Source organism: Streptomyces sp. NBC_00433 (assembly GCA_036015235.1).
Classification (GTDB): Bacteria; Actinomycetota; Actinomycetes; order Streptomycetales; family Streptomycetaceae; genus Actinacidiphila.
The window spans coordinates 2845831-2872802 of the sequence record CP107926.1; the positions used below are offsets into that span (position 1 = coordinate 2845831).

The 26972-nt window shown below is 71.4% G+C and carries 22 protein-coding genes; 4 read left to right on the forward strand and 18 right to left on the reverse strand.

What is annotated here, in order from left to right; all coding sequences use genetic code 11:
- Positions 1 to 6: 6 nt before the first annotated feature.
- The 3 genes from OG900_11785 to OG900_11795 all read left to right on the forward strand — a co-directional run bounded on the left by OG900_11785 (position 7) and on the right by OG900_11795 (position 1640).
- The gene (locus OG900_11785; protein WUH90708.1) at positions 7 to 420 is read left to right on the forward strand and encodes a roadblock/LC7 domain-containing protein; all 414 of its coding nucleotides are present in this window, start codon (positions 7 to 9) and stop codon (positions 418 to 420) included.
- Positions 421 to 517: 97 nt separating this feature from the next.
- Positions 518 to 1081: a DUF742 domain-containing protein gene (locus tag OG900_11790; protein ID WUH90709.1), complete on the forward strand. Its 564-nt coding sequence runs from the start codon at positions 518 to 520 to the stop codon at positions 1079 to 1081.
- Complete coding sequence (locus OG900_11795) at positions 1062 to 1640, forward strand: ATP/GTP-binding protein (GenBank protein ID WUH90710.1); 579 nt, start codon at positions 1062 to 1064, stop codon at positions 1638 to 1640. The genes OG900_11790 and OG900_11795 overlap by 20 nt, the downstream gene beginning before the upstream one ends.
- A gap of 93 nt (positions 1641 to 1733) precedes the next feature.
- On the opposite strand, the gene OG900_11800 is transcribed toward OG900_11795, so the two are convergent.
- From OG900_11800 to OG900_11855, 12 genes are all read right to left on the reverse strand, one after another.
- A complete protein-coding gene (locus OG900_11800) occupies positions 1734 to 1937 on the reverse strand; it encodes an acyl-CoA carboxylase subunit epsilon (GenBank protein ID WUH90711.1) in 204 nt (67 codons plus the stop codon).
- A gap of 14 nt (positions 1938 to 1951) precedes the next feature.
- Positions 1952 to 3535 carry an acyl-CoA carboxylase subunit beta gene (locus OG900_11805; GenBank protein ID WUH90712.1) on the reverse strand — a complete coding sequence of 528 codons (1584 nt, stop codon included), beginning with the start codon at positions 3533 to 3535 and terminating at the stop codon, positions 1952 to 1954.
- Between the two features lie 169 nt (positions 3536 to 3704).
- Positions 3705 to 4574, reverse strand: coding sequence for a CoA ester lyase (locus tag OG900_11810; protein WUH90713.1), 870 nt, complete (start codon positions 4572 to 4574; stop codon positions 3705 to 3707).
- Complete coding sequence (locus OG900_11815; protein ID WUH90714.1) at positions 4571 to 5656, reverse strand: CoA ester lyase; 1086 nt, start codon at positions 5654 to 5656, stop codon at positions 4571 to 4573. The genes OG900_11810 and OG900_11815 overlap by 4 nt, the downstream gene beginning before the upstream one ends.
- 64 nt (positions 5657 to 5720) lie before the next feature.
- Positions 5721 to 6209 (reverse strand): GNAT family N-acetyltransferase, encoded by a 489-nt coding sequence (locus OG900_11820; protein WUH90715.1) that lies wholly within the window; start codon positions 6207 to 6209, stop codon positions 5721 to 5723.
- Positions 6210 to 6290: 81 nt separating this feature from the next.
- Entirely contained in the window at positions 6291 to 7217 is a 927-nt protein-coding gene (locus tag OG900_11825; protein ID WUH90716.1) for a hypothetical protein, read from the reverse strand.
- Positions 7218 to 7439: 222 nt separating this feature from the next.
- Positions 7440 to 7943, reverse strand: a complete 504-nt coding sequence (locus OG900_11830; GenBank protein WUH90717.1) for a hypothetical protein — start codon at positions 7941 to 7943, stop codon at positions 7440 to 7442.
- A 177-nt stretch (positions 7944 to 8120) separates the two neighbouring features.
- Positions 8121 to 9719: a citramalate synthase gene (gene cimA / locus OG900_11835; GenBank protein WUH90718.1), complete on the reverse strand. Its 1599-nt coding sequence runs from the start codon at positions 9717 to 9719 to the stop codon at positions 8121 to 8123.
- A 530-nt stretch (positions 9720 to 10249) separates the two neighbouring features.
- Positions 10250 to 11338: a branched-chain amino acid aminotransferase gene (locus OG900_11840; GenBank protein WUH90719.1), complete on the reverse strand. Its 1089-nt coding sequence runs from the start codon at positions 11336 to 11338 to the stop codon at positions 10250 to 10252.
- 145 nt (positions 11339 to 11483) lie between these two features.
- Positions 11484 to 12527 carry a 3-isopropylmalate dehydrogenase gene (locus OG900_11845; GenBank protein WUH90720.1) on the reverse strand — a complete coding sequence of 348 codons (1044 nt, stop codon included), beginning with the start codon at positions 12525 to 12527 and terminating at the stop codon, positions 11484 to 11486.
- A 490-nt stretch (positions 12528 to 13017) separates the two neighbouring features.
- A complete protein-coding gene (pruA, locus tag OG900_11850) occupies positions 13018 to 14649 on the reverse strand; it encodes an L-glutamate gamma-semialdehyde dehydrogenase (protein ID WUH90721.1) in 1632 nt (543 codons plus the stop codon).
- 35 nt (positions 14650 to 14684) lie between these two features.
- The gene (locus OG900_11855) at positions 14685 to 15617 is read right to left on the reverse strand and encodes a proline dehydrogenase family protein (protein ID WUH90722.1); all 933 of its coding nucleotides are present in this window, start codon (positions 15615 to 15617) and stop codon (positions 14685 to 14687) included.
- A 132-nt stretch (positions 15618 to 15749) separates the two neighbouring features.
- Between OG900_11855 and OG900_11860 the strand changes: the two genes are divergently transcribed.
- Complete coding sequence (locus tag OG900_11860; GenBank protein ID WUH90723.1) at positions 15750 to 16934, forward strand: helix-turn-helix domain-containing protein; 1185 nt, start codon at positions 15750 to 15752, stop codon at positions 16932 to 16934.
- A gap of 90 nt (positions 16935 to 17024) precedes the next feature.
- On the opposite strand, the gene serA is transcribed toward OG900_11860, so the two are convergent.
- From serA to OG900_11890, 6 genes are all read right to left on the reverse strand, one after another.
- Positions 17025 to 18617, reverse strand: coding sequence for a phosphoglycerate dehydrogenase (serA, locus tag OG900_11865; protein ID WUH90724.1), 1593 nt, complete (start codon positions 18615 to 18617; stop codon positions 17025 to 17027).
- 334 nt (positions 18618 to 18951) lie between these two features.
- Complete coding sequence (gene ilvC / locus OG900_11870) at positions 18952 to 19950, reverse strand: ketol-acid reductoisomerase (GenBank protein WUH90725.1); 999 nt, start codon at positions 19948 to 19950, stop codon at positions 18952 to 18954.
- Between the two features lie 73 nt (positions 19951 to 20023).
- The gene (gene ilvN, locus OG900_11875) at positions 20024 to 20551 is read right to left on the reverse strand and encodes an acetolactate synthase small subunit (protein ID WUH90726.1); all 528 of its coding nucleotides are present in this window, start codon (positions 20549 to 20551) and stop codon (positions 20024 to 20026) included.
- Positions 20552 to 20678: 127 nt separating this feature from the next.
- A complete protein-coding gene (locus tag OG900_11880) occupies positions 20679 to 22550 on the reverse strand; it encodes an acetolactate synthase large subunit (GenBank protein ID WUH90727.1) in 1872 nt (623 codons plus the stop codon).
- Positions 22551 to 22802: 252 nt separating this feature from the next.
- Positions 22803 to 25685 carry an EAL domain-containing protein gene (locus OG900_11885; protein WUH90728.1) on the reverse strand — a complete coding sequence of 961 codons (2883 nt, stop codon included), beginning with the start codon at positions 25683 to 25685 and terminating at the stop codon, positions 22803 to 22805.
- Between the two features lie 318 nt (positions 25686 to 26003).
- Entirely contained in the window at positions 26004 to 26963 is a 960-nt protein-coding gene (locus OG900_11890; GenBank protein ID WUH95718.1) for a 2-hydroxyacid dehydrogenase, read from the reverse strand.
- Positions 26964 to 26972: the final 9 nt, after the last annotated feature.

The window sequence follows — 26972 nt, forward strand, 5'->3', positions numbered from 1 at the left end:
AGTCCGATGAGCCAGGCGGCACAGAACCTGAACTGGTTGATCACCAACTTCGTGGACAACACCCCCGGGGTGTCCCACACCGTGGTGGTCTCCGCCGACGGCCTGCTGCTCGCGATGTCCGACGGATTCCCCCGCGACCGCGCCGACCAGCTCGCCGCCGTAGCCTCCGGCCTGACCTCGCTCACCGCCGGAGCCTCCCGCATCTTCGAAGGCGGCAGCGTCAACCAGACCGTCGTCGAGATGGAACGCGGCTTCCTCTTCATCATGTCCGTCTCCGACGGCTCCTCCCTGGCCGTACTCGCCCACCCCGAGTGCGACATCGGCCTCGTCGGCTACGAAATGGCCCTGCTCGTCGACCGCGCAGGCACCGTCCTCACCCCCGACCTCAGGGCCGAACTCCAGGGCAGCCTGCTCAACTAGCTCAACTTGCTCAACCAGCGAACGGGCGTGCGGACGGCGCCCTGGCCTCTCCCAGAGGTCCGGGCGGTGCGTCGCAGCCGTATCAGGAGGAGGACTCGTGAGCACGTCTCCCGGCGCAGAGCCGTATGGCAGCCCGCACCAGCCGCCTGTGAACCCGTACTACCCGTCGGCGCCCGCGCCGGAGCCAGAACCCTACCGGCCGCCCCGGCAGCCGCCAATCCAGCCGTACCAGCCGCCGCAGGCGCCTCCCCCGCAGGCCCCGCGCGGCGGCGGCCGGGGTGCGGCGGGCGGCGGGACCGGCGGCCGGCGCTCCCAGACGCCGAGCGGATTCGTACGCCCGTACGCGATGACCGGCGGCCGCACCAGGCCGCGCTACCAGCTCGCCATCGAGGCACTGGTCAGCACCACCGCGGAACCCGAGCGGCTGCGCGGGCAGCTGCCGGAGCACCAGCGGATCTGCCTGCTGTGCCGGGAGGTCAAGTCGATCGCGGAGATCTCCGCGCTGCTGACGATCCCGCTCGGTGTGGTCAGGATCCTGGTGGCGGACCTGGCCGAGGCCGGCCTGGTCACGATTCACCAGCCCGGCGGCGACGAGGCCGCGGGCGGACAGCCAGATGTGACACTGCTTGAGAGGGTGCTCAGTGGACTTCGGAAGCTCTAGCGGCCCGGCCCGCGCCACTACTTCCGCGAAAATCGTGGTGGCGGGCGGATTCGGCGTGGGCAAGACCACGTTCGTCGGTGCCGTGTCGGAGATCAACCCGCTGCGCACCGAAGCCGTGATGACCTCCGCGTCGGCAGGCATCGACGACCTGACGCACGCGCCCGACAAGACCACCACGACGGTGGCCATGGACTTCGGCCGGATCACCCTGGACCAGGACCTGATCCTCTACCTGTTCGGCACCCCGGGCCAGGACCGCTTCTGGTTCATGTGGGACGACCTGGTGCGCGGCGCCATCGGCGCGATCGTGCTGGTCGACACCCGGCGACTGGCGGACTGCTTCCCCGCCGTGGACTACTTCGAGAACAGCGGCCTGCCGTTCGTGATCGCGCTCAACGGCTTCGACGGCCACCAGCCGTACGGCCCCGAGGAGGTGCGCGAGGCCCTGCAGATCGGGCCCGAGGCACCGATCATCGTCACCGACGCCCGCCACCGCGGCGAGGCGAAGAGCGCGCTCATCACCCTGGTGGAGCACGCCCTGATGGCCCGGCTGCGCTAGCTCGGAATCCCGCGCGGCGCCCCTGCGCAATGGACGAAGCCCCGCACCTCGAAAGGTGCGGGGCTTCGTCCATTGCGGGCGCTACGGGGTCGGTCAGCCCTGCCAGGAGTGCGGCGGGCGGAAGCCGGGGGTGCGCTCCAGGCGCCGCCAGGCGGCGGTGGACCTGAGGGGCAGTCCGGGGGCGCTGTCGGTGCCGGCCGCGGCCCGGGCGAGCAGGATCGCCGTGATGGCGGCCAGCTCCTCGGGGGCGACGTGGCCCTTCTCGACTCGCACGAGGGAAGCAGCGGGTGTGCTCACAGTGGTCTCCATGGCTACTGGGGAGGATTGCCGTGCTTACGCGACGGTAGATCCGCGTGCTTGGTGCGGAGCATGGACAGCGAGCTGATCAGTACCTCGCGGGTCTGTGCCGGGTCGATGACGTCGTCCACCAGGCCGCGCTCGGCGGCGTAGTAGGGGTGCATCAACTCGGCCTTGTACTCCTTGACCATGCGGGCGCGCATGGCCTCGGGGTCGTCGGCGTCGGCGATCTGCCGGCGGAAGATGACGTTGGCCGCGCCCTCCGCGCCCATCACCGCGATCTCGTTGGTCGGCCACGCGAAGGTCAGGTCGGCTCCGATGGACTGGCTGTCCATCACGATGTACGCGCCGCCGTAGGCCTTGCGCAGGATCAGCGAGATCCTCGGGACGGTGGCGTTGCAGTACGCGTAGAGCAGCTTCGCACCGTGCCTGATGATCCCACCGTGCTCCTGTGCCACCCCGGGGAGAAAGCCGGGGACGTCCAACAGGGTGATGATCGGGATGTTGAACGCGTCGCACATCTGCACGAACCGCGCCGACTTCTCCGACGCCTCGATGTCCAGCACACCCGCCAGCGACGCCGGCTGGTTGGCCACGATGCCCACGACCTGGCCGTCGAGCCGCGACAGGGCGCAGATGATGTTCGTGGCCCAGCGCTCGTGGACTTCGAGGTACTCCCCGTCGTCGACGATCTCCTCGATGACCTTGTGCATGTCGTACGACCGGTTGCCGTCCGCGGGGACCAGGTCCAGCAGGACGTCGCCGCGGCGGTCGGCCGGGTCGTGGCACTCCACCGCCGGGGGGTTCTCGCGGTTGTTCTGCGGCAGCAGCGACAGCAGGTAACGGACCTCTTCGAGGCAGGTCTGCTCGTCGTCGTAGGCGAAGTGCGAGACCCCGGAGACCGAGGAGTGCACGTCCGCGCCGCCCAGACCGTTCTGCGAGATCTGCTCACCGGTGACGGCCTGGACGACGTCCGGGCCGGTGATGAACATCTGCGAGGTCTCGCGGACCATGAACACGAAGTCCGTCAGCGCCGGTGAGTAGGCCGCGCCGCCCGCGCACGGGCCGAGCATCACGCTGATCTGCGGGATGACGCCGGAGGCGCGGGTGTTGCGCTGGAAGATCCCGCCGTAGCCGGCGAGCGCCGAGACGCCCTCCTGGATCCGGGCGCCCGCGCCGTCGTTGAGCGAGATCAGCGGGGCGCCGGCCGAGATGGCCATGTCCATGATCTTGTGGATCTTCTGGGCGTGCGCCTCGCCGAGCGCGCCGCCGAAGATCCGGAAGTCGTGGGCGTAGACGAAGACCGTCCGCCCGTGGACCGTGCCCCAGCCGGTGACCACACCGTCGGTGTACGGCCGCTTGGCCTCCAGGCCGAAACCGGTCGCCCGGTGCCGCCGCAGCGGCTCCACCTCGCGGAAGGAGCCCTCGTCCAGGAGCAGGTCGATCCGCTCCCGCACCGTCAGCTTGCCCTTGGCCCGCTGCGCCTCGGTCGCCTTCTCGCTCGGCCCGCGGACCACCTCCGCACGGATGGCGTGCAACTCCGCCACCCGCCCGCGAGCGTCGTTCACCTCTGCGGGCACCTCTTGCGATGTGGTCATGCAACGACAGTACGAGCCGCGGGCCGAAAAACGGCCCATCGACTTCGTACAGTGTCCGTCGCCGCTTCATGGCGGATCCCGACAGAAGCACACAACGGCGGGGTTCCGCTTCACTGCCGCGGCACCCCGCCGTTCATCCGCCGCCCTCGGGCGACACACGCCCGTAACGTCAGCGGCCCTCGACGGCGGCCGCCAGTGCCAGCACCCGCCTGGCCTCCTCGACATGCAGGTTCTCGATCATCCTGCCGTCCACGGTGACCACCCCGCGGCCCTGTGACGTGGCCTGATCGAAGGCTTCGATGATCCGCCGGGAGCGTTCGACGTCCGCCGCGGCGGGGGCGAAGATCCGGTTGCAGGGCTCCAGTTGGCGGGGGTGGATGAGTGTCTTCCCGTCGAAGCCGAGCTGCCTGGCTTGGAGGGATTCCGCTTCGAAGCCGGACAGATCCCGCACGTCGTTGTAGACACCGTCCAAGATGACCTTATCCGTGGCGCGGGCCGCGAGCAGGGCCATGGACAGGGCCGTGAGCAGCGGCGCCCGGCCCGGGACGTGCTCGGCGTGCAGTTCCTTGGCCAGGTCGTTGGTGCCCATGACCAGAACGGTCAGCCGCTCGGAGGCCGCGGCGATCCGCCGGGCGTCGAACATCGCGGCGGGCGTCTCGATCATCGCCCAGACGGCCGTACGGTCGGGAGCGCCGGCCGCCTCCAGCGCGGCCACCACCGCGGCCACCGTCGCCGGGTCGTCCACCTTGGGCACCACGACCGCGTCCGGCCCCGCCTCGGCCGCCGCCCGCAGGTCGTCGGCGTGCCAGGGGGTGCCGGGCGCGTTGACCCGGATCGTCACCTCGCGGTGGCCGTAGGCGCCGCTCGCGGCGGCCGCGGCGACCCGGTCCCTGGCCTCCTTCTTCGCGTCGGGGGCGACCGAGTCCTCCAGGTCGAGGATCAGGGCGTCGGTGGGCAGGGTGCGGGCCTTCTCCAGGGCGCGCTCGTTGGCACCGGGCATGTAGAGGACCGAGCGGCGGGGACGGGGGGTGTCGGTCATCGCCGGGCCTCCTTGTCCGCGGCGGCGTAGGACGCGGCCAGTTCGGGGTCGCGGGCGGCGAGGGCCTCGGCGAGCCCGACCACCACCTGGCACTGCTTGTAGGTGGCGTCGTCCTGCATCTTGCCGTCGATCATGACCGCGCCGGTGCCGTCGCCCATCGCCTCGATCACCTGCCGCGCCCAGGCCACGTCCGGCGGCGCGGGCGAGAACACCCGTTTGGCGATGTCGATCTGCACCGGGTGCAGCGACCAGGCGCCGACGCAGCCGAGCAGGAAGGCGTTGCGGAACTGGTCCTCGCAGGCGGTGACGTCCTGGATGTCGCCGAAGGGCCCGTAGTACGGCAGAATCCCGTTCGCCGCGCAGGCGTCGACCATCCGGGCGATGGTGTAGTGCCACAGGTCCTGCTGGTAGGTCATCCGGGGCGCGTCGCCGGGGGTCCCGTCGCCGGAGGCGGGGGCCGGGTCCTCGCGGACCAGGTAGCCGGGGTGGCCGCCGCCGACCCTGGTGGTCTTCATCCGGCGGCTGGCGGCCAGGTCGGCGGGGCCGAGCGAGATGCCCTGCATCCGGGGGCTGGCCGCGGCGATCTCCTCGACGTTCGCCACTCCCGCGGCGGTCTCCAGGATCGCGTGCACCAGGATCGGCCGCCGCAGGCCCGCCCTGGCCTCCAGTTGGGCCAGCAGCCGGTCCACGTAGTGGATGTCGTGGGCGCCCTCCACCTTGGGGACCATCACGACGTCGAGCCGGTCGCCGATCTCGGTGACCAGGGTGAGCAGGTCGGCCAGCGCCCAGGGCGAGTCCAGGCTGTTGATCCTGGTCCACAGCTGGGTGGCGCCGAAGTCGGTGGCTTTGGCGACGGAGACGAGCCCCGCACGGGCCGCCTCCTTGCGGTCCGCGGCGACGGCGTCCTCCAGATTGCCCAGCAGCACGTCCACCCGCGGTGCCAGGGCGGGGATCTTGGCGGCCATCTTCTCGTTGCCTGGATCGAAGAAGTGGATCATCCGCGAGGGCCGGAAGGGCACCTCGCGCAGGGGCGCGGGCGCCCCCACAGCCAGCGGGCGGAAGAAGTCCTTCGCCGAGCGCATGCGATCTCCCGGTGGGTCGGGTCGAGGGTTCGCCGCTCACCCTATGACCGCCGGGGTGCGGAGATTACCCGCCAGTAGGTGTGCTGTTGGTCACCGGCTGCCAGCGCATCGTCAGGTCCGGTTCGTTCTCCATGTTGCGGGATCCGTCGTTGCTGTCGACCACTGTGAAGCCGTGGCGCGTGTAGAAAGCTATGGCGCCGGTATTGCGCTGGAAGACGGCGAGCGTCAGACCGCCGGGCCGATACGCCTTCGCCGCGCCGAGCAGCGCGCTGCCCGCGCCCTGCCGCAGGACCCCGGCCAGCAGGTAGAGCGCGTCCAAGTCGTCGCCCGCGACGGCCGCGTAGCCCACCACCCGGTCCTGGCCGTCGACCGCCACCCACACCGCGGACCTCGGCATCACCACGTCCCGCACCCACGCCTCGACCTCGGCGTCGCTGCGCCGGCGCGGCGGCAGGTACGGCATGGTCGCCTCGCGTGAGGCGACGTGGACGTGGGCGACGGCGGCGGCGTCCGCGGGCACGGCCGCACGGACGGTGAAGGGTGTGGTGGTCACCGGGGCACCCTAGGGCCGCGGCGGGCGCGGGGACACCGGTTTTCGCCCGCCGGTCCGGCGCGGCGCCCGGCCGCGGGGGCTTCACAGCGGTGGGAGCCGCAGCCGGCCGCCGCCCGCGCTGACGTCGCGGACGACCGTCGGCTCGCCGACGAAGGCGCCGGCCAGGTCGGTGGTGGCGACCAGCACATGGTCGCCCAGCGGGGCCCTGCCCTGCGGTGGTCCGTCGCGGAAGACCACATGGACCCGCAGCCGGTCCACCCGGCCGGGCACCAGCCGGGTGTAGCCCATCACCGCGGCCACGGTCGCGTCCGGGTCGGCCCGCGCCAGCCAGGCGGCCGCGCACGCGGTGACCGCGGCCTCGTACCGCTGCCACAGCGCGAAGGGGTGCACGATGCTCAGCTCCGGCCCGTCGTTCGCGCCGAAGGAGGCCCGGTAGTACGGCCGTCGGCCGCTCAGCACGGCCAGCCTGCGGCGGGCGTTGAGCCGCAGCAGGGTCGGCAGCGACGGGTCGCGGTCCCGCGGCAGGGCGCGTACGACCGCGGGGGCGGCGATCATCACGGAGGTCGGCGGCAGGTCGGGCCGCCCGGCCAGGCAGTCGTGCAGCCCGGCCAGCAGCTCGGCGACCGTGTCGTTGGACGGCGCCGCGGCGATCCAGGGGTCGGCCACGATACGGCCCAGCGCGTGCACCTCGTGGCCGCCCTCGCGCAGGGCGGCGGCCAGTGCCCGCCACGTCCGGGCCGCGGCCAGGCCCTCCTCGACCGCCTCGCCGATCCGCTCGCGCGACGGTGCCGCCCGGTCCACCCGGAGGCGGACGACCGCGTCCGGGTCGTCCACCACCCGGAAGACGATCTCGGCGCCGCCGGAAGCGGGGAAGCGAGGCCGCGCCGAGATCACCGTCAGCCGGCCGGGGAAGCCACGGTCGGCCGCCGCGGCCGCGAGTCGCCCGGCACGGCGCGCGGCAGGCAGACCGGCTGCTCTGCCGAGCAGCATCACGGCCGAAACGATCATGATTCCGCACCCCCTGCGACCTCGGCTGCGCCGAGGCTATTGCGGGCGGTGCGGGTGGCGCCTGAGCACGCGTACTCAGGTTCGGGGCTCAACTCCCCCACGGGACCGCCCCCTTGCGGCAGGATCGCGGCTTCCCCGCTGCCGTGGTCGCGCGGTTCCCCGCGCCCCTGGCGGGCACCCCCTCCGCAGAGGGGACGCGTCGTCAGGGGCGCGGGGAAGGGGTCAGCAGCCGCAGCTGTAGTAGAGGGCGTCCCAGTGGGTGCCCTCGTCGGCGTAGATGTTGCCGGAGGCGGCCTGCCACTGGGGGTAGCCGTCGCCGCGCAGGCCGATGTAGCTGAAGGCGTTGTGGACGTAGTTGGTGAGGCAGGTGTTCTTGCCGTAGTCGAGCTTGTAGCCGTTCCAGTGCGAGTAGGTGCCGCTGGCGTGGCCGGTCTCGGTGCCGCCGGTGATGTTGATGGCGCAGCCGCTCGCGTGCTTCAGGGTGACCGCGCCCTGGGCGGTGGCCTGGTTGAGCTGGTCGAACGACGTGCACGTCGACACGTTGCGGTTGGAGCAGCCGCCGGACGACGACCAGGTGATGCCCGCGGCGCTGAACATGGCGGTGGCCTGGGCGTGGGTGAGCTTGGTGACCGCGAAGGCGTCGGTGGAGGCGGCAAGGCCGACTCCGGGGGCGAAGAGCGCGGTGCCGACGAGGGTGAGGGTGCTCACGACGGTACGGATGCGCATGCGCATACTGTTTCCTCCTGCTGATTCCGCTGGGGTGGGCGTGGTGCAGGTGGCGCAGGAGGAGTGTGCCCGAGGTCTACGCGCGTCGCCAGCCCTTTGCGAATGAACATGACACACCGGTCGCCCGGCGGGGCGATTCCCGCCGGGCGACCGGTGCGCGAAACCCCTGCTCGCCCGCTACTCCTGCGGCTCCAGACCCGCGCGCATCAGGCCGTAGGCGTAGGCGTCGTCAAGTGCCTGCCAGGACGCGGCGATCACGTTGTCCGCGACGCCGACCGTGGACCACTCGGCCTCGCCGTCGGTCGTGGTGATCAGCACCCGGGTCGTCGAGTCGGTGCCCGACGTGCCCTCCAGGATGCGGACCTTGTAGTCGACCAGGGCGAATTCGGCGAGCTTGGGGTAGATCCGCTCCAGCGCGCTGAGCAGCGCCCGGTCCAGCGCGTTGACCGGGCCGTTGCCCTCGGCGGTGGCGACGATCCGCTCGCCCTTGGCCCACATCTTCACCGTCGCCTCGTTGGCGTGCGTGCCGTCCGGGCGGTCCTCGGTGATGACCCGCCAGGACTCGGTGCGGAAGTAGCGCTGCGGGCTGCCGTTGATCTCGGCCCGCAGCAGCAGCGCGAACGACGCGTCGGCGGCCTCGTACGTATAGCCCTTCAGCTCGCGCTCCTTGACCCGCGCGACCACCCGGCCCACCAGGTCGCGGTCCTCGCCGAGGTCGATGCCCAGCTCCCGGCCCTTGAGCTCGATCGAGGCGCGGCCGGCCATGTCGGAGACCAGCATCCGCATGGTGTTGCCGACCATCTCGGGGTCGATGTGCTGGTAGAGGTCGGGGTCCACCTTGATCGCCGACGCGTGCAGCCCCGCCTTGTGCGCGAAGGCGGAAACCCCCACATAGGGTTGGTGGGTCGACGGCGGCAGGTTGACGACCTCGGCGATGGCGTGCGAGATCCGGGTCATCTCGCCGAGCGCGCCCTCGGGCAGCACCCGGCGGCCGTGCTTGAGCTCCAGCGCGGCGACCACCGGGAAGAGGTTGGAATTGCCGACGCGCTCGCCGTAGCCGTTGGCGGTGCACTGCACGTGCGTGGCGCCGGCGTCCACCGCGGCCAGGGTGTTGGCGACCGCGCAACCGGTGTCGTCCTGGGCGTGGATGCCGAGCCTGGCCCCGGTGTCGGCGAGCACCAGGCCGGTGACGGCCTGCACCTGGGCGGGCAGCATCCCGCCGTTGGTGTCGCACAGCACCACGACCGAGGCGCCGGCCTCGTGCGCGGCCCGTACGACCTGGGTGGCGTAGGCGGCGTTGGCCTTGTAGCCGTCGAAGAAGTGCTCGCAGTCCACGAACACCCGGCGTCCCTGGGCGACCAGGTAGGAGACGGTGTCGGCGACCATCGCCAGGTTCTCCTCCAGCGTGGTGCGCAGCGCCAGTTCGACATGGCGGTCGTGCGACTTGGCGACCAGGGTGATCACCGGGGCGTCCGAGTCGAGCAGCGCCTTGACCTGGGGGTCGTGGGCGGCCTTGCCGCCCGCCCTGCGGGTCGCGCCGAACGCGACGAGGGTGGCGGTCTTGAGGTCCAGCTCCATGGCGGCGCGGGCGAAGAACTCGGTGTCGCGGGGGTTGGCTCCCGGCCAGCCGCCCTCGATGAATCCCACCCCGAAGTCGTCCAGGTGCCGGGCGATCGTCAGCTTGTCGGCGACGGTGAGGTTGATCCCCTCACGCTGGGCGCCGTCGCGCAGCGTGGTGTCGAAGACATGGAAGCTGTCGTCCGGTTCGGCGGTCATGGCTGTCGTAACTCCTGTCGGGTGAGTGGGTTGCCGCCGGATGTCCTGACATCCGGAGGGTCCAGCTCCACTTGCCCCCATCATCCCTCGTGCGGTTCCGCCTCCGGCTCGGGTGGTCCGGGAAACGAAAAAACCCCTCGCGGATGCGAGAGGTCTGCACGCGGGTCTGGGACACGGTGACGTTCCACTGGGGTCAGGGGGGCGTCACTGCGGACCGGCGTGCCTGCTGCCAATAATGCGCGCGTACAGGTGCACACCCGGAGTGTGTCACACTTCGCGGGCTCCCCCGCAGGGGTCTCACCATCCGGTCGATGGCGGCCCCCCCGACCTCGGGACTCCCGCGGCTCCCCTCCGCGAGAGGGTCCCCCCCAGGGGCGCGGGGTTCTGCGGTCCCACCGCGTAAGGGGGTGCCCTACAGGGGCGCGGGGAACTGCGCGCTCAGCCGACCACCGGCCGGTGGTCCGGCACGGGCCGGACAGCCCCTTCGGGTCGGTGGCGACGTGCGCGCCCCTGGGGGGCACCCGGGGGCGCTAGGCGCCCAAGCGATGCATCCAACCGTGGGGGTCGGGGGCGTGGCCGGTTTGGATGTCGAGGAGGGCGGAGCGCAGGCGCATGGTGACGCGGCCGGGGGCGCCGTCGGCCACCGGCCAGCTGGCGCGGGTGGACTTCACGGAGCCGACGGGGGTGATGACCGCGGCGGTGCCGCAGGCGAAGACCTCCGTGAGGGTGCCGTCCTCGTGCTGGCGGCGCCAGTCGTCCACGCTGATGCGTCCCTCGGCGACCTCGTAGCCGAGGTCCGAGGCGATGGAGAGCAGCGAGTCGCGGGTGATGCCGGGCAGCAGGGAGCCGGTCAGCTCAGGAGTGACGATTCTGTCGCCGTACACGAAGTACAGGTTCATGCCGCCCATCTCCTCGATCCAGCGGCGCTCGATCGCGTCGAGCCAGACCACCTGGTCGCAGCCGTGCTCGATGGCCTGGGCCTGGGCGACGAGGGAGGCGGCGTAGTTGCCGCCGGTCTTGGCCGCGCCGGTGCCGCCGGGCGCCGCGCGGACGTACTCCTCGGACAGCCACACCGAGACCGGCTGGACGCCGCCGGAGAAGTAGGCGCCGGCCGGGGAGGCGATCACCAGGAAGAGGTACTCGTTGGCCGGGCGGACCCCGAGGCCGACCTCGGTGGCGAACATGAAAGGCCGCAGGTAGAGCGACGCCTCGCCCTCGCTGGGCACCCAGCCCTTGTCCTGCCTGACCAGCAGGTCGCAGGCCTCGACGAAGGTCTCCACGGGCAGCTCGGGCATCGCCAGGCGCCGCGCCGAGGCGCGGAAGCGCTCGGCGTTGGCCTCCGGCCTGAAGGTCGCGACGCCGCCGTCGGGCTGCCGGTAGGCCTTGAGGCCCTCGAAGATGGTCTGCGCGTAGTGCAGCGTCATGTTGGCCGGGTCGATCGACAGCGGCGCGTACGGGACGAGCTGGCCGTCGTGCCAGCCGCGGCCCTCGGTCCACTTGATGGTGACCATGTGGTCGGTGAAGTGGCGGCCGAAGCCCGGGGCGGCCAGGATCGCGTCCCGCTCGGTGGCGGACAGCGGGTGGGCGGACGGCTTCAGCTCGATCGTGGGCGTCGTCATGTCTGTGTCCTTCACCGTGTCTCGTCTCTCGCTGCCGACTGGGGGCGCCCCCACTGATAGGACGTCCGACTTTCCCGCCGTAACGCGGCCCCGCCTCTGACGATTATCGCAGCGGCGGGGCCGGGTACCTACCTGTGGTCTTCGGTCAGCCGGCGACCCTGGCGGCCAGGGCGTCGCCGATCTCGACGGTGGACCGCGCGGGCCGGTCCGCGCGCTCGGCGAGGTCGGCCTGCACGGCGCTGTCGATACGGTCGGCCTCGGCGTCGTAGCCGAGGTGCCGCAGCAGCAGCGCCACGCTCAGCACGGTCGCGGTCGGGTCGGCCTTGGACTGGCCGGCGATGTCCGGGGCGGAGCCGTGGACCGGCTCGAACATCGACGGGAATTCGCGGCCCGGGTTGATGTTGCCGCTGGCCGCGACGCCGATGCCGCCGGAGACGGCAGCGGCGAGGTCGGTGATGATGTCGCCGAAGAGGTTGTCGGTGACGATCACGTCGAAGCGCTCGGGCTGGGTGACCAGGAAGATGGTCGCCGCGTCGACGTGCAGGTAGTCGGTGCTGACGTCGGGGAATTCCCGGCCGACCGCCTCGAAGACCCGGGTCCACAGGTGGCCGGCGTGCACCAGCACGTTGTTCTTGTGCACCAGGGTCAGCTTCTTGCGCGGGCGGGCCTGCGCGCGGGCGTAGGCGTCGCGCACGACCCGCTCGATGCCGAAGGCGGTGTTGAGGCTGACCTCGGTGGCGACCTCCTGCGGGGTGCCGGTCCTGATCGAGCCGCCGTTGCCGGTGTAGGGGCCCTCGGTGCCCTCGCGGACGACCACGAAGTCGATCTCCGGGCTGCCCGCGAGCGGGGTGCCGACACCGGGGAAGAGCTTGCTGGGACGCAGGTTCACATGGTGGTCGAAGGCGAAGCGCAGCTTGAGCAGGAAGCCGCGCTCCAGCACACCGGACGGCACCGAGGGGTCGCCGATGGCGCCCAGCAGGATCGCGTCGTGCTCCTTGAGCCGGTCGAGGTCCTCGTCGGTGAGGGTCTGGCCGGTGGCGTGGTAGCGCTTCGCGCCGAAGTCGAATTCCCGGGTCTCCAGCTTGACGTCCTGCGGAAGCACGGCGGAGAGGACCTTGAGACCCTCCGCGACGACTTCCTGGCCGATTCCGTCACCGGGGATCACTGCGAGGCTGAGGCTTCGAGACATGTCCGGCACCGTACTCCCCATCCCAGCGGGTGACATCGCATGTCCGCATGTCGGACAGATTGTCCGCGGGAGAGGGCTTTCCGGTCAGCGCGTCTCGTGGCCGGTGCTGCCGCCGTTGTCCCGGCGGTCGAGGCTGCGCTGCAGGGCCCGCAGCGCGTTCTGGCGGGCGGTGTCGTCCGTACGGGCGGTGGCGTCCATGGGGATCAACTCCTGGGGGAGACAGGCGAAAGCCGGGGAAGCGTGCGGAGAGGGTGCTGCCGCGGAACGGGGCGGGGGTCCCGGCGGCGGGGGGTGACCCGCTCGACAACTGCTCAGGACGCGCATCCGCCGCTCGCCGGATGAGGCGAGACGTTCGGCTCCCTACAAAGCTAAGTCAGTCCGGTCGTCCTGTCGCCACAATTACTCGGACTTCCTACTATCTGAGACAGACGATCACCCGTTCGTGGACCACGCAGGCCGCGAACGGGTGATCGTCACAGGTCGCCCCAGGTCAGCCCTGGTGGGGGTAGCGGTAGTCGGTGGGCGGCAGCAGGGCCTCCTTGATGGACCGGGTGGAGGTCCAGCGCTGGAGGTTCTGCGCGGCGCCCGCCTTGTCGTTGGTGCCGGAGGACCGGGCGCCGCCGAAGGGCTGCTGGCCGACGACCGCGCCGGTGGACTTGTCGTTGATGTAGAAGTTGCCCGCCGCGTCGCGCAGCCGCTCGGCCACCTGGGCGGCCGCGACCCGGTCGCGCGCGATGACCGAGCCGGTCAGCGCGTAGTCCGAGACCGACTCCATCTGCGTGAGCATCGCCTCGAAGTCGGCGTCCTCGTAGACGTACACGCCCAGCACCGGGCCGAAGTACTCCTGCCGGAAGATCTCGTTCTCCGGGTCGGTGGAGACCAGCACGGTCGGGCGGACGAACCAGCCGACCGAGTCGTCGTACGTGCCGCCCGCGACGATCTCGACGGTCGGGTCGGCCTCGGCGCGGTCGATGGCCGCCTTGTTCTTGGCGAAGGACCGCTCGTCGATCAGGGCGCCGACGAAGTTGGACAGGTCGGTGACGTCGCCCATGGTGATGCCGTCGACCTCGGCCGCGAATTCCTCCTTGAAGCCGCCGTCCCAGATCGAGCGCGGGATGTAGGCGCGCGAGGAGGCCGAGCACTTCTGGCCCTGGTATTCGAAGGAGCCGCGGGTCAGCGCGGTCTTGAGCACCGCGGGGTCGGCCGAGGGGTGGGCGACGACGAAGTCCTTGCCGCCGGTCTCGCCGACGATCCGCGGGTAGGAGCGGTAGTGCCCGATGTTCTCGCCGACCGTGCGCCACAGGTGCTGGAAGGTCTTGGTGGAGCCGGTGAAGTGGATGCCGGCCAGGTCCCGGTGCGGCAGCGCGGCCTCGGAGACGGCCAGGCCGTCGCCGGTGACCAGGTTGATCACACCGTCGGGCAGGCCGGCCTCGCGCAGCAGCCGCATGAGCAGCACGGCGGAGTGCGTCTGGGTCGGCGACGGCTTCCAGACCACCACGTTGCCCATCAGCGCGGGCGCGGTCGGCAGGTTGCCCGCGATGGCGGTGAAGTTGAAGGGCGTGATGGCGTAGACGAAGCCTTCGAGCGGGCGGTGGTCGAGCCGGTTCCACACGCCGGGGGCGTTGGCGACCGGCTGCTCGGCGAGGATCTGCCGGGCGAAGTGCACGTTGAAGCGCCAGAAGTCGACCAGCTCGCAGGGGCTGTCGATCTCGGCCTGCTGCACGGTCTTGGACTGGCCGAGCATGGTGGAGGCGACCAGCGTCTCGCGCCAGGGCCCCGCCAGCAGCTCCGCGGCGCGCAGGATGATCGCGGCGCGGTCGTCGAAGGCGGTCGCGCGCCAGCCGGGGGCTGCGGCCAGGGCCGCGTCGATCGCGTCCTGGGCGTCCTGGGCGGTGGCGTTGCCGTAGGTGCCGAGCACGGCGCCGTGGTTGTGCGGCTGCACGACGTCGAAGCGCTCGCCGCCGCCCATGCGCTCCTCGCCGCCGATGAACATCGGCAGGTCGACGGGGCTGCCGGCCAGCTCCTTGAGCTTGGCTTCCAGCCGGGCCCGCTCGGGGCTGCCCGGGGCGTACGTGTGCACCGGCTCGTTGACCGGAGCGGGGACCTGGGTCACGGCGTCCATGAGGCGTGTCTCCTGGTGAGAGTCGGGGGCGGCCGTCAGCGGCCGGCGGGAACGAAGGAGCGCAGGAAGAAGGCGAGGTTGGCGGGGCGCTCCGCGAGGCGCCGCATGAAGTAGCCGTACCAGTCCGCGCCGTAGGGGACGTAGATCCGCATCCGCTCCCCTTCGTCCGCGAGCCGCCGCTGCTCCGCGGTGCGGATGCCGTAGAGCATCTGGAATTCGTAGCTGCCGGCCGGGCGGTGGTGGCGGGCGGCCAGCTCCTGGGCGATGGCGATGACGCGCGGGTCGTGCGAGCCGACCATCGGGTAGCCCTCGCCGGCGAAGAGCGTGCGCAGGGCGCGGACGTACGCCTTGTCCACGTCCCGCTTGTTCTGGAAGGCGACCCGGGGCGGCTCGTTGTAGGCGCCCTTGACCAGCCGCACCCGGGAGCCGGCCACGGCCAGCGCGCGGGCGTCGTCCTCGGTGCGGAAGAGGTACGACTGGAGGACCGCGCCGGTCTGCGGGTGCTCCTTGCGCAGCTCGGCCAGCACCGCGAGCGTGGAGTCGACGGTGGTGTGGTCCTCCATGTCGAGGGTCACCGTGGTGCCGATACCGGAGGCCAGCTCCGCCACCTCGGTCACGTTGGCCAGCGCCACGTCGTGGCCGCCGTCGGGCAGCGCCTGGCCGAAGGCGGACAGCTTGACCGAGACCTCGGCGCGGCCGCCGAGCCGGTCGTCGGCCAGCGTCTCAAGCAGCCGCAGGTAGGCGTCCCTGGTGGCCTTCGCGGTGGCCCGGTCGGTGACGTCCTCGCCCAGGTGGTCCAGGGTGACGTCCAGACCGCTCGCGGTGAGCGCGCGGACCGTGTCCAGCGCCGGGTGCAGCGCGTCGCCGGCGACGAAGCGGTCGACCACCGGACGGGTGACGGGCGCGGCGGCGACCGCGCGGCGCATACGGTCGCTGCGCGAGGCGGCGAGCAACACGGGACCGAACACGGGGTGTCCTTCCATACCGGGCGGAACAGGATTATCGGCGAACAGGATCCGACACCGTGAATCTAGGATTCGTCTACCCGTTGGACCATCGACACCTGTCACGCATGGGCCCGTCGTCCCTCATACAGATGTATGAGGGACAATGGCGCTGTGCGTGCTGAGTACGGGGACTACGGCGATTTCCAGGACCTGGTCGACGAGGTGTCGGCGCTGCTCGGCGCCCCCGCGACGTTGGAGGACCGGGACTTCCGGCTGATCGCCTTCGGGGTGCACGACAGCGACGACGACACGGCCGTGGACCCGGTCCGCACCCGCTCCATCCTCACCCGGCAGTCCACCCCTGAGGTGCGCGCCTGGTTCGAGCGCTTCGGCATCGCCCGCGCCACCGCCCCGGTCCGCATCCCCGCCGCCCCCGACGCGGGTGTCGTACGCGGCCGGCTGTGCCTGCCGGTGCGGCACGGCGGGTTCGTCTACGGCTATGTGTGGCTGCTCGACGAGGCCGAGCACTCCCCCGCGCAACTGGCCGCCGCCATGTCGGCCGCCGCCAGGATCGGCGAGCAGCTCGCGGCGATGTCCCGGGCCGGCGCCGAGACGGGGCGGGCGCTGCGGATACTGCTGACCGCGACCGGCAGGACCGAGCGCGACACCGCGGAGGACGCGCTGCGCTTCGCGCTGGACCGGGACGCGGAGGAGCCGCACGCGCTGGTGTGCGTCCGCGCCCCGCAGGGCGAGGCGCCGGGCCCGCTGCCCGGCCTGCGGACCATCCCGTCGGCCGCCGCGCTGGCCCGCGTCCCGGAGCGGCGGCGCGGCGAGCTGGTCGCGCTGCTGGTCAGGCTGCGGTCCCTGCAGGTGCTGGCCCCGGCCCGTACCGCCGCGGCCCGGCTGCTGGACGCGGTCGGCGCCGCGGGGGTGGTCGCCGGGCTCAGCGCGTCCCACGGGTCACTGGCCGAGCTGCCCTGGGCCTGGCGCGAGGCCACCTCGGCGGCCAGGGCCGCGCAGGCCCAGCCGGCGCTCGGCCCGATCGCGAAGTGGTCGAATCTCGGCCCCTACCGCCTGCTGACCGCGCTGCCCGCCGACGCGGCCCCCGACCCCGCGGTCGCCCCGCTGCTCACCGCAGACCACCAGGAGCTGGCACACACCGCGGAGGTCTTCCTCGACCACGCGGGCCAGGCGGGCCGCACCGCGACCGCGCTGGCCATCCACCGGCAGACCCTCTACTACCGGCTGTCCCGCATCGAGCAGCTGACCGGCCTGGACCTGGCGGACGGCGAGGCCAGGCTGCTGCTGCACATGGCGCTCAAGGCGGCCAGGCTCTGACGCGAACGGCGCCGCTCCCCCGGTGGGAAGCGGCGCCGGACGGCGTACGCGTACGGTCGGCCTACCGGCCGAGCAGGCCGGTCCTTCAGGTCAGTCCGTCAGGTTGACCGCACGGGCCGAAGTGGCGCCGATCTCGTCGGCGATGTCGGTCAGCACGCCCGCCGGGATGCTGGAGTCGACGGTGAGGGCGACCAGGGCGTCGCCGCCCGCGGCGGCCCTGGCGACCTGCATGCCGGCGATGTTGACGTCGACCTCGCCGAGGATCCGGCCGATGGTGCCGACGACACCGGGGCGGTCGGTGTAGCGCAGGAAGGCCATGTGGTCGGCGAGCACCAGGTCCACGTCCTCCTCGCCGACGGCGACGACCTTCTGGACGTGCTTGGGGCCGGCCAGCGTGCCCGAGACCGACACCTCGGTGCCGTCGGACAGCGTGCCGCGCACGGTCACCACATTGCGGTGGTTGGGCGACTCCGAACTGGTGGTCAGCCGGACCTCGACACCGCGCTCCTGGGCGAACAGCGGCGCGTTCACATACGACACCGTCTCGTCCACGATGTCCTCGAAGACGCCCTTGAGCGCGCTCAGTTCGAGGATCTTCACGTCGTGCTGGGTGACCTCGCCGCAGACCTCGACGTCGAGGCGGGCGGCGACCTCGCCGGCCAGTGCGGTGAAGATCCGGCCGAGCTTCTCGGCGAGCGGCAGCGCGGGCTTGACGTCCTCGGCGATGACACCGCCCTGGACGTTGACCGCGTCGGGGACCAGCTCGCCGGCCAGCGCGAGGCGGACCGACCTGGCGACCGCGATACCGGCCTTCTCCTGCGCCTCGTCGGTGGACGCGCCCAGGTGCGGGGTCGCCACGACGTTGTCGAACTGGAAGAGCGGCGAGTCGGTGCAGGGCTCCTTGGCGTAGACGTCGAGGCCCGCGCCGGCCACCCGGCCCTCCTTGAGCGCCGAGGCGAGCGCCTCCTCGTCCACGATCCCGCCGCGGGCGGCGTTGACGATCCGCACCGAGGGCTTGACCTTGTGCAGCGCCTCGTCGCCGATCAGGCCCAGCGTCTCGGGGGTCTTGGGCAGGTGGACGGTGATGAAGTCGGACTGCTCGAGCAACTCGTCCAGGGTCAGCAGCTTGACGCCCATCTGGGCGGCGCGCGCGGGCTGGACGTAGGGGTCGTACGCGACGATGTTCATCCCGAAGGCGGACATCCGCTGGGCCACCAGGACGCCGATGCGGCCCAGGCCCACCACGCCGAGGACCTTCTCGCTCAGCTCGACGCCGGTGTACTTGTTGCGCTTCCACTCGCCGTTCTTCAGCGCCGAGTTGGCGGGCGCGATATTGCGGGCGGTGGCGATCAGCAGGCCGCAGGCCAGCTCGGCGGCGGTGACGATGTTGGAGGTCGGCGCGTTGACGACCATGACGCCGGCCTTGGTGGCGGCGGCGACGTCGACATTGTCCAGCCCGACACCGGCACGGGCGACGACGCGCAGCTTCCCCGCGGCGGCGACGGCCTCCGCGTCGACCTTGGTGGCGCTGCGGATCAGGATGGCTTCCACGTCGGTGATGGCGGACAGCAGTTCGGCTCGGTCCGCGCCATTGCAGTGCCGGATCTCGAAGTCCGGGCCGAGCGCGTCCACGGTCGCGGGCGACAGCTCTTCTGCGATGAGTACGACAGGCTTCTGGCTCACGTGGTCCTCACTTGTCCTTCGTGGGCGGCCGAGTCCCGTTCGACCGCTCAGGAGGCGGGGGGCGGGCTGACGCCTGGACTCGCGCAGCGGCCGGCCGAGGAACGAGGCCGTCCGCGAAGCGGGTGAACAGGAAGACCGCCCATCAGGGGGGCATGCCGCGTGGAAGACGCACGACGCTGTGAGCCTGAACGCGCTTGTTAAGCGAGTGTATCGACGGGCGGATTCCGCGCCTTCGCCGAAATGGAAGGATCACCCGGAGGGGTTGCGTCGCTTCGTACAAACTGCGTACCAGATGCCGGTCAGACCAGCCCGCGAAGCGACGCAACCAGGGGGCTTACGCCTCCTCGTCGACCCAGCTCATCAGCTTGCGGAGCTTGCGTCCCGTGGTCTCCAGCAGGTGGTTCTCGTCGGCCTTCTTGTACTCGTTGTACTTCGGCAGGCCCGCGTTGTACTCCGCGATCCAGGCGTTGGCGAAGGTGCCGTCCTGGATCTCGCCGAGGATCTTCTTCATCTCGGCCTTGGTGGCGTCGGTGATGATCCGCGGCCCGGTGACGTAGTCGCCCCACTCGGCGGTCTCGGAGACCGACCAGCGCATCTTCTCCAGGCCGCCCTCGTACATCAGGTCCACGATGAGCTTCAGCTCGTGCAGGCACTCGAAGTACGCGATCTCCGGCTGGTAGCCGGCCTCGACCAGCGTCTCGAAGCCGGCCTTGACCAGGGCGGTCGTACCGCCGCAGAGGACCGCCTGCTCGCCGAAGAGGTCGGTCTCGGTCTCCTCGGTGAAGGTGGTCTTGATGACGCCGGCGCGGGTGCCGCCGATGCCCTTGGCGTAGGACAGCGCGAGCGCGAAGCCCTTGCCGGTGGCGTCCTGCTCGACGGCCGCGATGCACGGGACGCCGCGGCCCTCCTCGTACTGACGGCGGACCAGGTGGCCCGGCCCCTTGGGGGCGACCATGCACACGTCGACGCCGGCCGGCGGCTTGATGAAGCCGAAGCGGATGTTCAGGCCGTGGCCGAAGAAGAGGGCGTCGCCGTCCTTGAGGTTGTCCTTGACGGACTCCTCGTAGACGCGGGCCTGGATCGGGTCCGGGACCAGGATCATGATGACGTCGGCCTCGGCGGCCGCCTCGGCGACCGGCAGCACGCGCAGGCCCTGCTCCTCGGCCACCGTCTTGGACTTGGAGCCCTCGTGCAGGCCGACCCGCACGTCCACGCCCGAGTCGCGCAGCGACAGCGCGTGGGCGTGGCCCTGGCTGCCGTAGCCGATGACCGCGACCTTGCGGCCCTGGATGATGGACAGGTCGGCGTCGTCGTCGTAGAACAGCTCGGCCACTTCGGGTTCTCCTTGGATCGTGTTGTGCGGCCCACCGTACGACGGGTGGGCGGATGGGGGTTTCAGGGTCTCGCTATGCGGATCGGTCCAGCGCCCGCAGCGAGCGGTCGGTGATGGAGCGGGCACCGCGGCCGATCGCGATGGTGCCGGACTGGACCAGTTCCTTGATGCCGAACGGCTCCAGCATCTTGAGCATGGCCTCCAGCTTGTCGGCGGCGCCGGTGGCCTCGATCGTGACGGCCTCCGGGGAGACGTCCACCGTCTTGGCCCGGAAGAGCTGGACGATCTCCACGATCTGCGAGCGCGACTCGTTGTCGGCGCGCACCTTCACCAGGACGAGTTCGCGTGCGACGGCCGACGCGGGGTCGAGTTCGACGATCTTCAGCACGTTGACCAGCTTGTTGAGCTGCTTCGTCACCTGTTCGAGCGGCAGTTCGTCGATGACGTTGACGACGATGGTGATCCGGGAGATCTCCGGGTGCTCGGTGGTGCCCACCGCGAGGGAGTCGATGTTGAAGCCGCGGCGGGAGAACAGCGCGGTGATCCTGGCCAGGACGCCGGGCTTGTTCTCCACCAGGACGGAGAGCGTGTGCTTGGACATGTTCGGTGGTTCCTTCTCTCGCTCTTCCGGCCTCGGTCAGTCGAAACGCATTTCTTGGTCCGCCCTCCTGCTCGGTCCTGAAGTGGCCGGCCTCGTTCCTCGGCCGGCCACTTCAGGACCTCGGGCGTCAGTCATCCAGCTCGTCGCCGAAGTCGGGACGCACGTCCCGGGCGGCCATGATCTCGTCGTTGGAGGTGCCGGCCGCGACCATCGGCCAGACCATCGCGTCCTCGTGGACGATGAAGTCCACCACGACCGGGCGGTCGTTGATGGAGTTGGCCTCGGCGATGACCTTGTCCAGCTCCTCGGGGGTCTCGCAGCGCAGGCCGACGCAGCCCATCGCCTCGGACAGCTTGACGAAGTCCGGGACGCGGGTGCCGCGGTTCTGGATCGAGCCGACGCCCTGGGTCGAGCCGGGGCGGTGCTCGGCGCCCGAGTGCAGGACGGTGTTGGAGAACCGCTCGCCGTAGAAGAGGTTCTGCCACTGGCGGACCATGCCCAGGGCGCCGTTGTTGATGATGGCGACCTTGATCGGGATGTTGTTCAGCGCGCAGGTGACCAGTTCCTGGTTGGTCATCTGGAAGCAGCCGTCGCCGTCGATCGCCCACACGGTGGCGTCCGGCATACCGGCCTTGGCGCCCATCGCGGCGGGCACGGCGTAGCCCATGGTGCCCGCGCCGCCGGAGTTGAACCAGGTGCCGGGCTGCTCGTACTTGATGAACTGCGCGGCCCACATCTGGTGCTGGCCGACGCCGGCGGCGAAGAGGGTTCCCTCCGGGGCGAGTTGGCCGATCCGCTCGATGACCTGCTGCGGGGACAGGCTGCCGTCCTTGGGGACGTCGTAGCCGAGCGGGTAGGTGTTCCGCCAGAAGTTGAGGTGGTTCCACCATTCGGAGTAGTCGCCCTTGTGGCCGGCCTCGTGGTCGGCCTGGACGGCGACGATCAGGTCGGCGAGCACCTCGCGGGCGTCACCGACGATCGGCACGTCGGCGGTGCGGTTCTTGGAGATTTCCGCCGGGTCGATGTCGGCGTGCACGACCTTGGCGTTCGGCGCGAAGGTGTCCAGGCGGCCGGTGACCCGGTCGTCGAAGCGGGCGCCGAGCGCGATGATCAGGTCCGACTTCTGCAGCGCGGTGACCGCGGAGACGTCGCCGTGCATGCCGGGCATCCCGACGTGCTGCGGGTGGCTGTCGGGGAAGGCGCCGAGCGCCATCAGCGTGGTGGTGACCGGGGCGCCGGTCAGCTCGGCGAGGATCCGCAGCTCCGCGGTGGCGCGGGCCTTGACGACACCGCCGCCGACGTAGAGCACCGGGCGGCGGGCCTCGTTGATCAGCCGGGCGGCCTCGCGGATCTGCTTGGCGTGCGGCTTGGTCACCGGGCGGTAGCCGGGCAGGTCGGTCTGCGGCGGCCAGGAGAAGCTCATCTGGTTCTGCAGCGCGTCCTTGGCGATGTCGACCAGGACCGGGCCGGGGCGACCCGTCGCGGCGATGTGGAAGGCCTCCGCGATGGTGCGCGGGATGTCGGCGGCGTCCCTGACCAGGAAGTTGTGCTTGGTGATCGGCATGGTGATGCCGCAGATGTCCGCCTCCTGGAAGGCGTCGGTGCCGATGGACTTCGAGGCGACCTGGCCGGTGATGGCGACGATCGGCACCGAGTCCATGTGGGCGTCGGCGATCGGGGTGACCAGGTTGGTCGCGCCGGGACCGGAGGTCGCCATGCACACCCCGACCCGGCCGGTGGCCTGCGCATAGCCGGTGGCGGCATGGCCCGCGCCCTGCTCGTGCCTGACCAGCACGTGCCGGACCTTGGCCGAGTCCATCAGCGGGTCGTAGGCCGGCAGGATCGCACCGCCCGGGATGCCGAACACGGTGTCTGCGCCTACGGCCTCGAGGGAGCGGATGAGCGCCTGGGCACCCGTCATGCGCTCGGCGGTGGCGGCGGGGACCGCGTTGCGGGTCCGCGGCTGCGGATGGTGGGACCCGGTGGCCTGCTCGGTCATCTGCGTTCTCTTCTCTCGAAGATGAGGGTGGTGATGAGGGTGGTGAGGATTTCGGCCGGTCGCCGCCCGGTTGCCGGACGGTGCCGGACGGGAGTCGGGCAACAAAAAACCCCTCGTGCCGCGAGGCAAGCGAGGGGGAGCGCGCCGGTGCTTGTGCGAGGCGATGGATGGCCTCGGTCAGCCGACGCGCTTTCCAAGTACGAGAATTCGGATGCGCATGGCGTCGACCCTCCTCCGGGACCCCTTCGGGTGTCAAGCGGGTGGGACACGGGTCTCACTATGTGAGCGGCAGGACGGCAGCTGCACCGTACGGGGTCCCAGCTGCTCACCAGGGGTATTTCCCAGGCCGGCGGCCCTGGGGGACGTCTCCTGCGGTACGGGGCGGCCGCCGGCGTCGGGCTTCCCCGGCCGGCCCGATTCACCCGGTACGGGGTATCCGCCGCGGGTCAGCGAGCCGCGCAGCCGGTGCTCGTCGAGCAGTCCGGAGAAGGCCATTCCCTGGCCGTGGCCGCACCCCATCTCGCGCAGCGCGTGCACCTGCTCCGGGCGGTCCACCCCGTCGGCGACCGTCCGCACCCCGAGGTCGGCGGCGATACGCAGCAGCCCGCGGGTGATCTTGTGCAGCCGGGCCGACTCGACCACGCCCTCCACGAAGCCCCGGTCGAGCTTGACGGCGTCCACCGGCAGGCTGCGCAGGGCGCTCAGCGCGGCATGGCCGGTGCCGAAGCCGCCGAGCGAGATCCGCACCCCGGCCCTGCGCAGCTCGGTCAGCCGGCGCTCCAGCTCGTCCAGCGCGATCCTGGGGTCGCCGCCGGTCAGCTCGACCACCAGGCCGCCCGGCGGCAGGTCGTGCCGCTCCAGCAGGCCCTCGACGGCGCCGGCCGGCAGGTCGCGGTGCAGCAGCCGGTGGGCGGACAGCTTGACGGTGACGGGCACCCGGTGCCCCGCCCCGTAGCGCAGCGCCGCCTGCGCCACGGCCTGCTCCAGCTGCCATCTGCCCAGCTCCGAGGTGCGCTCGACGTCCTCGGCCGCGCGCAGGAACTCCGCCGGGGTGAAGAGGATGCCCTGAGCGGATCGCCAGCGGGCCTGCGCCTCGACGCCGGCGATCCGGCCGCCCGACAGCTCCACCACCGGCTGGTGCAGCAGCGTGAACTCCCCGTCGTGCAGCGCCTGGTGCAGCCTGGTGGCCAGCTCCGTACGCCGGACGACGTCGGCCTGCAACTGCGGCGCGTACAACTCGACGCGGCCCTTGCCGGCCTGCTTGGCGCGATACATCGCCAGGTCGGCATTGCGCATCAGCTCGCCCGCGGAACTGCCCGGCTCGGCGAAGGCGATGCCGATGCTGGCGCCGACCCGCACCTCGCCGCCGTCGACCCGGTAGGGCTCGCACAGCGCCGCCCGCAGCCTTTCCGCGATCTCCCTGATCTGGTGCTCCAGTGCGCCGCAGACCAGGACGGCGAATTCGTCGCCGCCGAGCCTGGCCGCCGTGTCGCCGCCCCGCAGCGCGTCCTGGAGCCGGCGGGCGGCCTGCGTGAGCAGGTGGTCGCCGGCCTGGTGGCCGATGGAGTCGTTGACCGCCTTGAAGCCGTCGAGGTCGACATAGAGCACCGCGGCCCGCCCGTCGCCGGCCCGCCGCCCGGCCAGCGCCTTGCCGACCCGGTCGAGGAAGAGCAGCCTGTTGGGCAGGTCGGTGAGCGGGTCGTGCGACGCGTTGTGCTGCAACTGGGCCTGGAGCCTGACCCTTTCCGTCACGTCGCGGCTGTTGAAGATCAGGCCGCCCTGGTAGCGGTTCACGCTGGACTCGACATTGAGCCAGCCGTCCTCGCCGTGCGGCCCGCCCCGCCGCCCCGACCTGATGCGGCACTCGATCCTGGTGGCCGGCTCCTCGCCGGGCGGCGCCGCGAGGAAGCGGCGCACCTCGTGCACGACCCGGCCGAGGTCCTCGGGGTGGATGTGCGCGGACAGCTCGGTGCCGATCATCTCCTCGGGGTCGCGCCCGTAGACGCCGACGGAGGCGGGGCTGACGTACTTCAGCACACCGGTGGGGGCGGCGATCATGATGACGTCGCTCGACCCCTGGACCAGGGACCTGAAGTGGTTCTCCTTCTGGACCAGCTCCTGGGTCAGCGCGATGTTGTCGAGCAGCATGATGCCCTGCCTGATGACCAGCGCGAGGACCACCGTGCTGCCGGTGAGCAGGACGACCTTGTCGCACTTCTCGCCGGTGGTGACGTCGTAGAGGATGCCCAGGGTGCAGACCGCGGCGGCCAGATACGGCGCCAGCGCGGACAGCGACCCGGTGACCCTGCGGGTGGTGGTGCCGGAGCGCAGCAGCGGCTGCTCGCGGCGGCCGACCCAGGGGGCGTACGCCATCAGCATGCTGCCGGCGAACCATCCGGCGTCCAGGATCTGGCCCGAGCGGTAGTGCTCGCGCAGCAGCGGCGAGGTGAACAGCGCGTCGCACAGCACGGTCAGAGCGAGGGCCGCCAGTGCGGTGTTGACGGCGGAGCGGTTGTTCGGCGAGCGGCGGAAGTGCAGCGCCAGGACCATGCTGACCAGCACGATGTCCAGCAGCGGATACGCCAGCGACAGCGCCACCTTGGCGGTGCTCGGACCGTCGAAGCGGGCGGTGCGGGCCAGCGCCAGGCTCCACGACAAGGTCAGCAGCGACCCGCCGATCAGCCAGGTGTCCAGGCCCAGGCACACCCAGCCGGCCTTCGTCACCGGCCGCTTGGCCAGCACCAGCAGGCCGATCACGGCGGGCGGCGCGAACAGCAGGAAGCAGAAGTCGGCGGGCGAGGTCTGCGGCACCTGGCGGTGCAGCACCACCTCGTACCACCCCCAGACGCCGTTCCCGAGCGCGACCATCGTGGAGGAGGCCGCGAACAGCAGCCAGGCCGCCCGGTGGCCGGCAGTGGCCCTGCGGGCGTACAGCAGCATCGAGACCGCGGCGGCGGCCGCGGCGGCCGAAAGGCCGAAGTCGCCCATGAAGTCCGCGACATCGGCCGCGCCCCAGCCCAGCACCGCCCCGGTCGTGTAGCCGCCGCACAGCAGCGCGAGCACCAGCTGCGGCAGCAGGCCGGCGCTGCCCTCGCGCGTCCGCGGCCCGCCGAGCACCGCCTCGGTGGAGGTCACCGCGCCGTCCTGTGCGGCAGGGCCGGCCGGTGCGCGGTGCGCTGCCGGTGCCCGGTCGTCGGCCGGTCGGGTCGTGCGGTGCGCTGGGTGCTCCTGCGCGGGAACCGCCTCGGTCCGTGCATCGCCCGTCGCCCCCCTTACTCGCTCGTCGTTCACGCCGCGGTCGTCGGCTCAGGCCCCGCGGCGCGCCCCCCGATTCGGGACGATACACCAGATCCGTCACTCAGCGATAGGTGCCCTCTACTGAGCGTAACCACATGGGGGTCGGCGGACACCGCGCGCAGTCACCCGGTGGCGGCCCGCGGTCGACCGCCTCGGTCAGGTGGTCACCTGGACGACGTTGGCCAACTCCTCACCATGGGCGAACCTGACCAGCTGGGACCGGATCAAACGCTTCGCGCGGGGCAGAAATGCGGAGGTACTGCCTCCCACATGCGGGCTGATGAGCACCCCGGGCGCATGCCACAACGGGTGCCCGGCGGGCAGAGGTTCGGGATCGGTGACATCCAGTGCCGCCGTCAGCCGCCCCGACTCGGTCTCCACCAGCAGCGCCTTGGTGTCCACCACGGGGCCGCGCGCCACGTTCACCAGCAGCGCGCCGTCCTTCATCGCCGCCAGGAACTCCGGCCCCACGAGCCCCTTGGTCTGCTCGGTCAGCGGGGTGGTGAGCACCACCACATCGGCGGCCGGCAGCAGCCGCGGCAGGTCGGCCAGCGCGTGCACGGGCCCCCGGGGGACCGTCCGCGCCGTGCGCGCCACCCGGTCCACCTCGCACTCGAAGGCCGCCAGGCGGTCCTCGACGGCGGCTCCTATCGAGCCGTAGCCGACGATCAGCACCCGGCGGTCGGCCAGGGCCGGGTAGAAGCCGGAATACCACTTCTCGGTGTCCTGGCCGCGGACGAAGCGCGGGATGCCGCGCAGCGAGGCGAGGATCAGCCCGACGGTCAGCTCCGCGGTGCTCGCCTCGTGCACCCCGCGGGCATTGCACAGGCGCACGCCGGGCGCGAAGTGGTGGAGATGGGGCGCGATGTTGTCCACACCGGCGCTCAGCGTCTGGATGGCGCGCACACCGGTCATGTGCGGCAGGGGGAGTGCCCCGGCGTTCGGCCCCTTCATGTAAGGCACGACGTAGAAGGCGGCGGCTCCGGGATCGGCGGGGAAGTCTCCGGTGCCGTCCCAGTACACGTACTCGAACGCGTCGGGCAGTCCGTCGATCTCCTCGGGCGGCAGGGACAGCCACACCTGCGGGCGGCCGCCTCCGGCGGGGTCCTGGGTCATGTCGGTCAT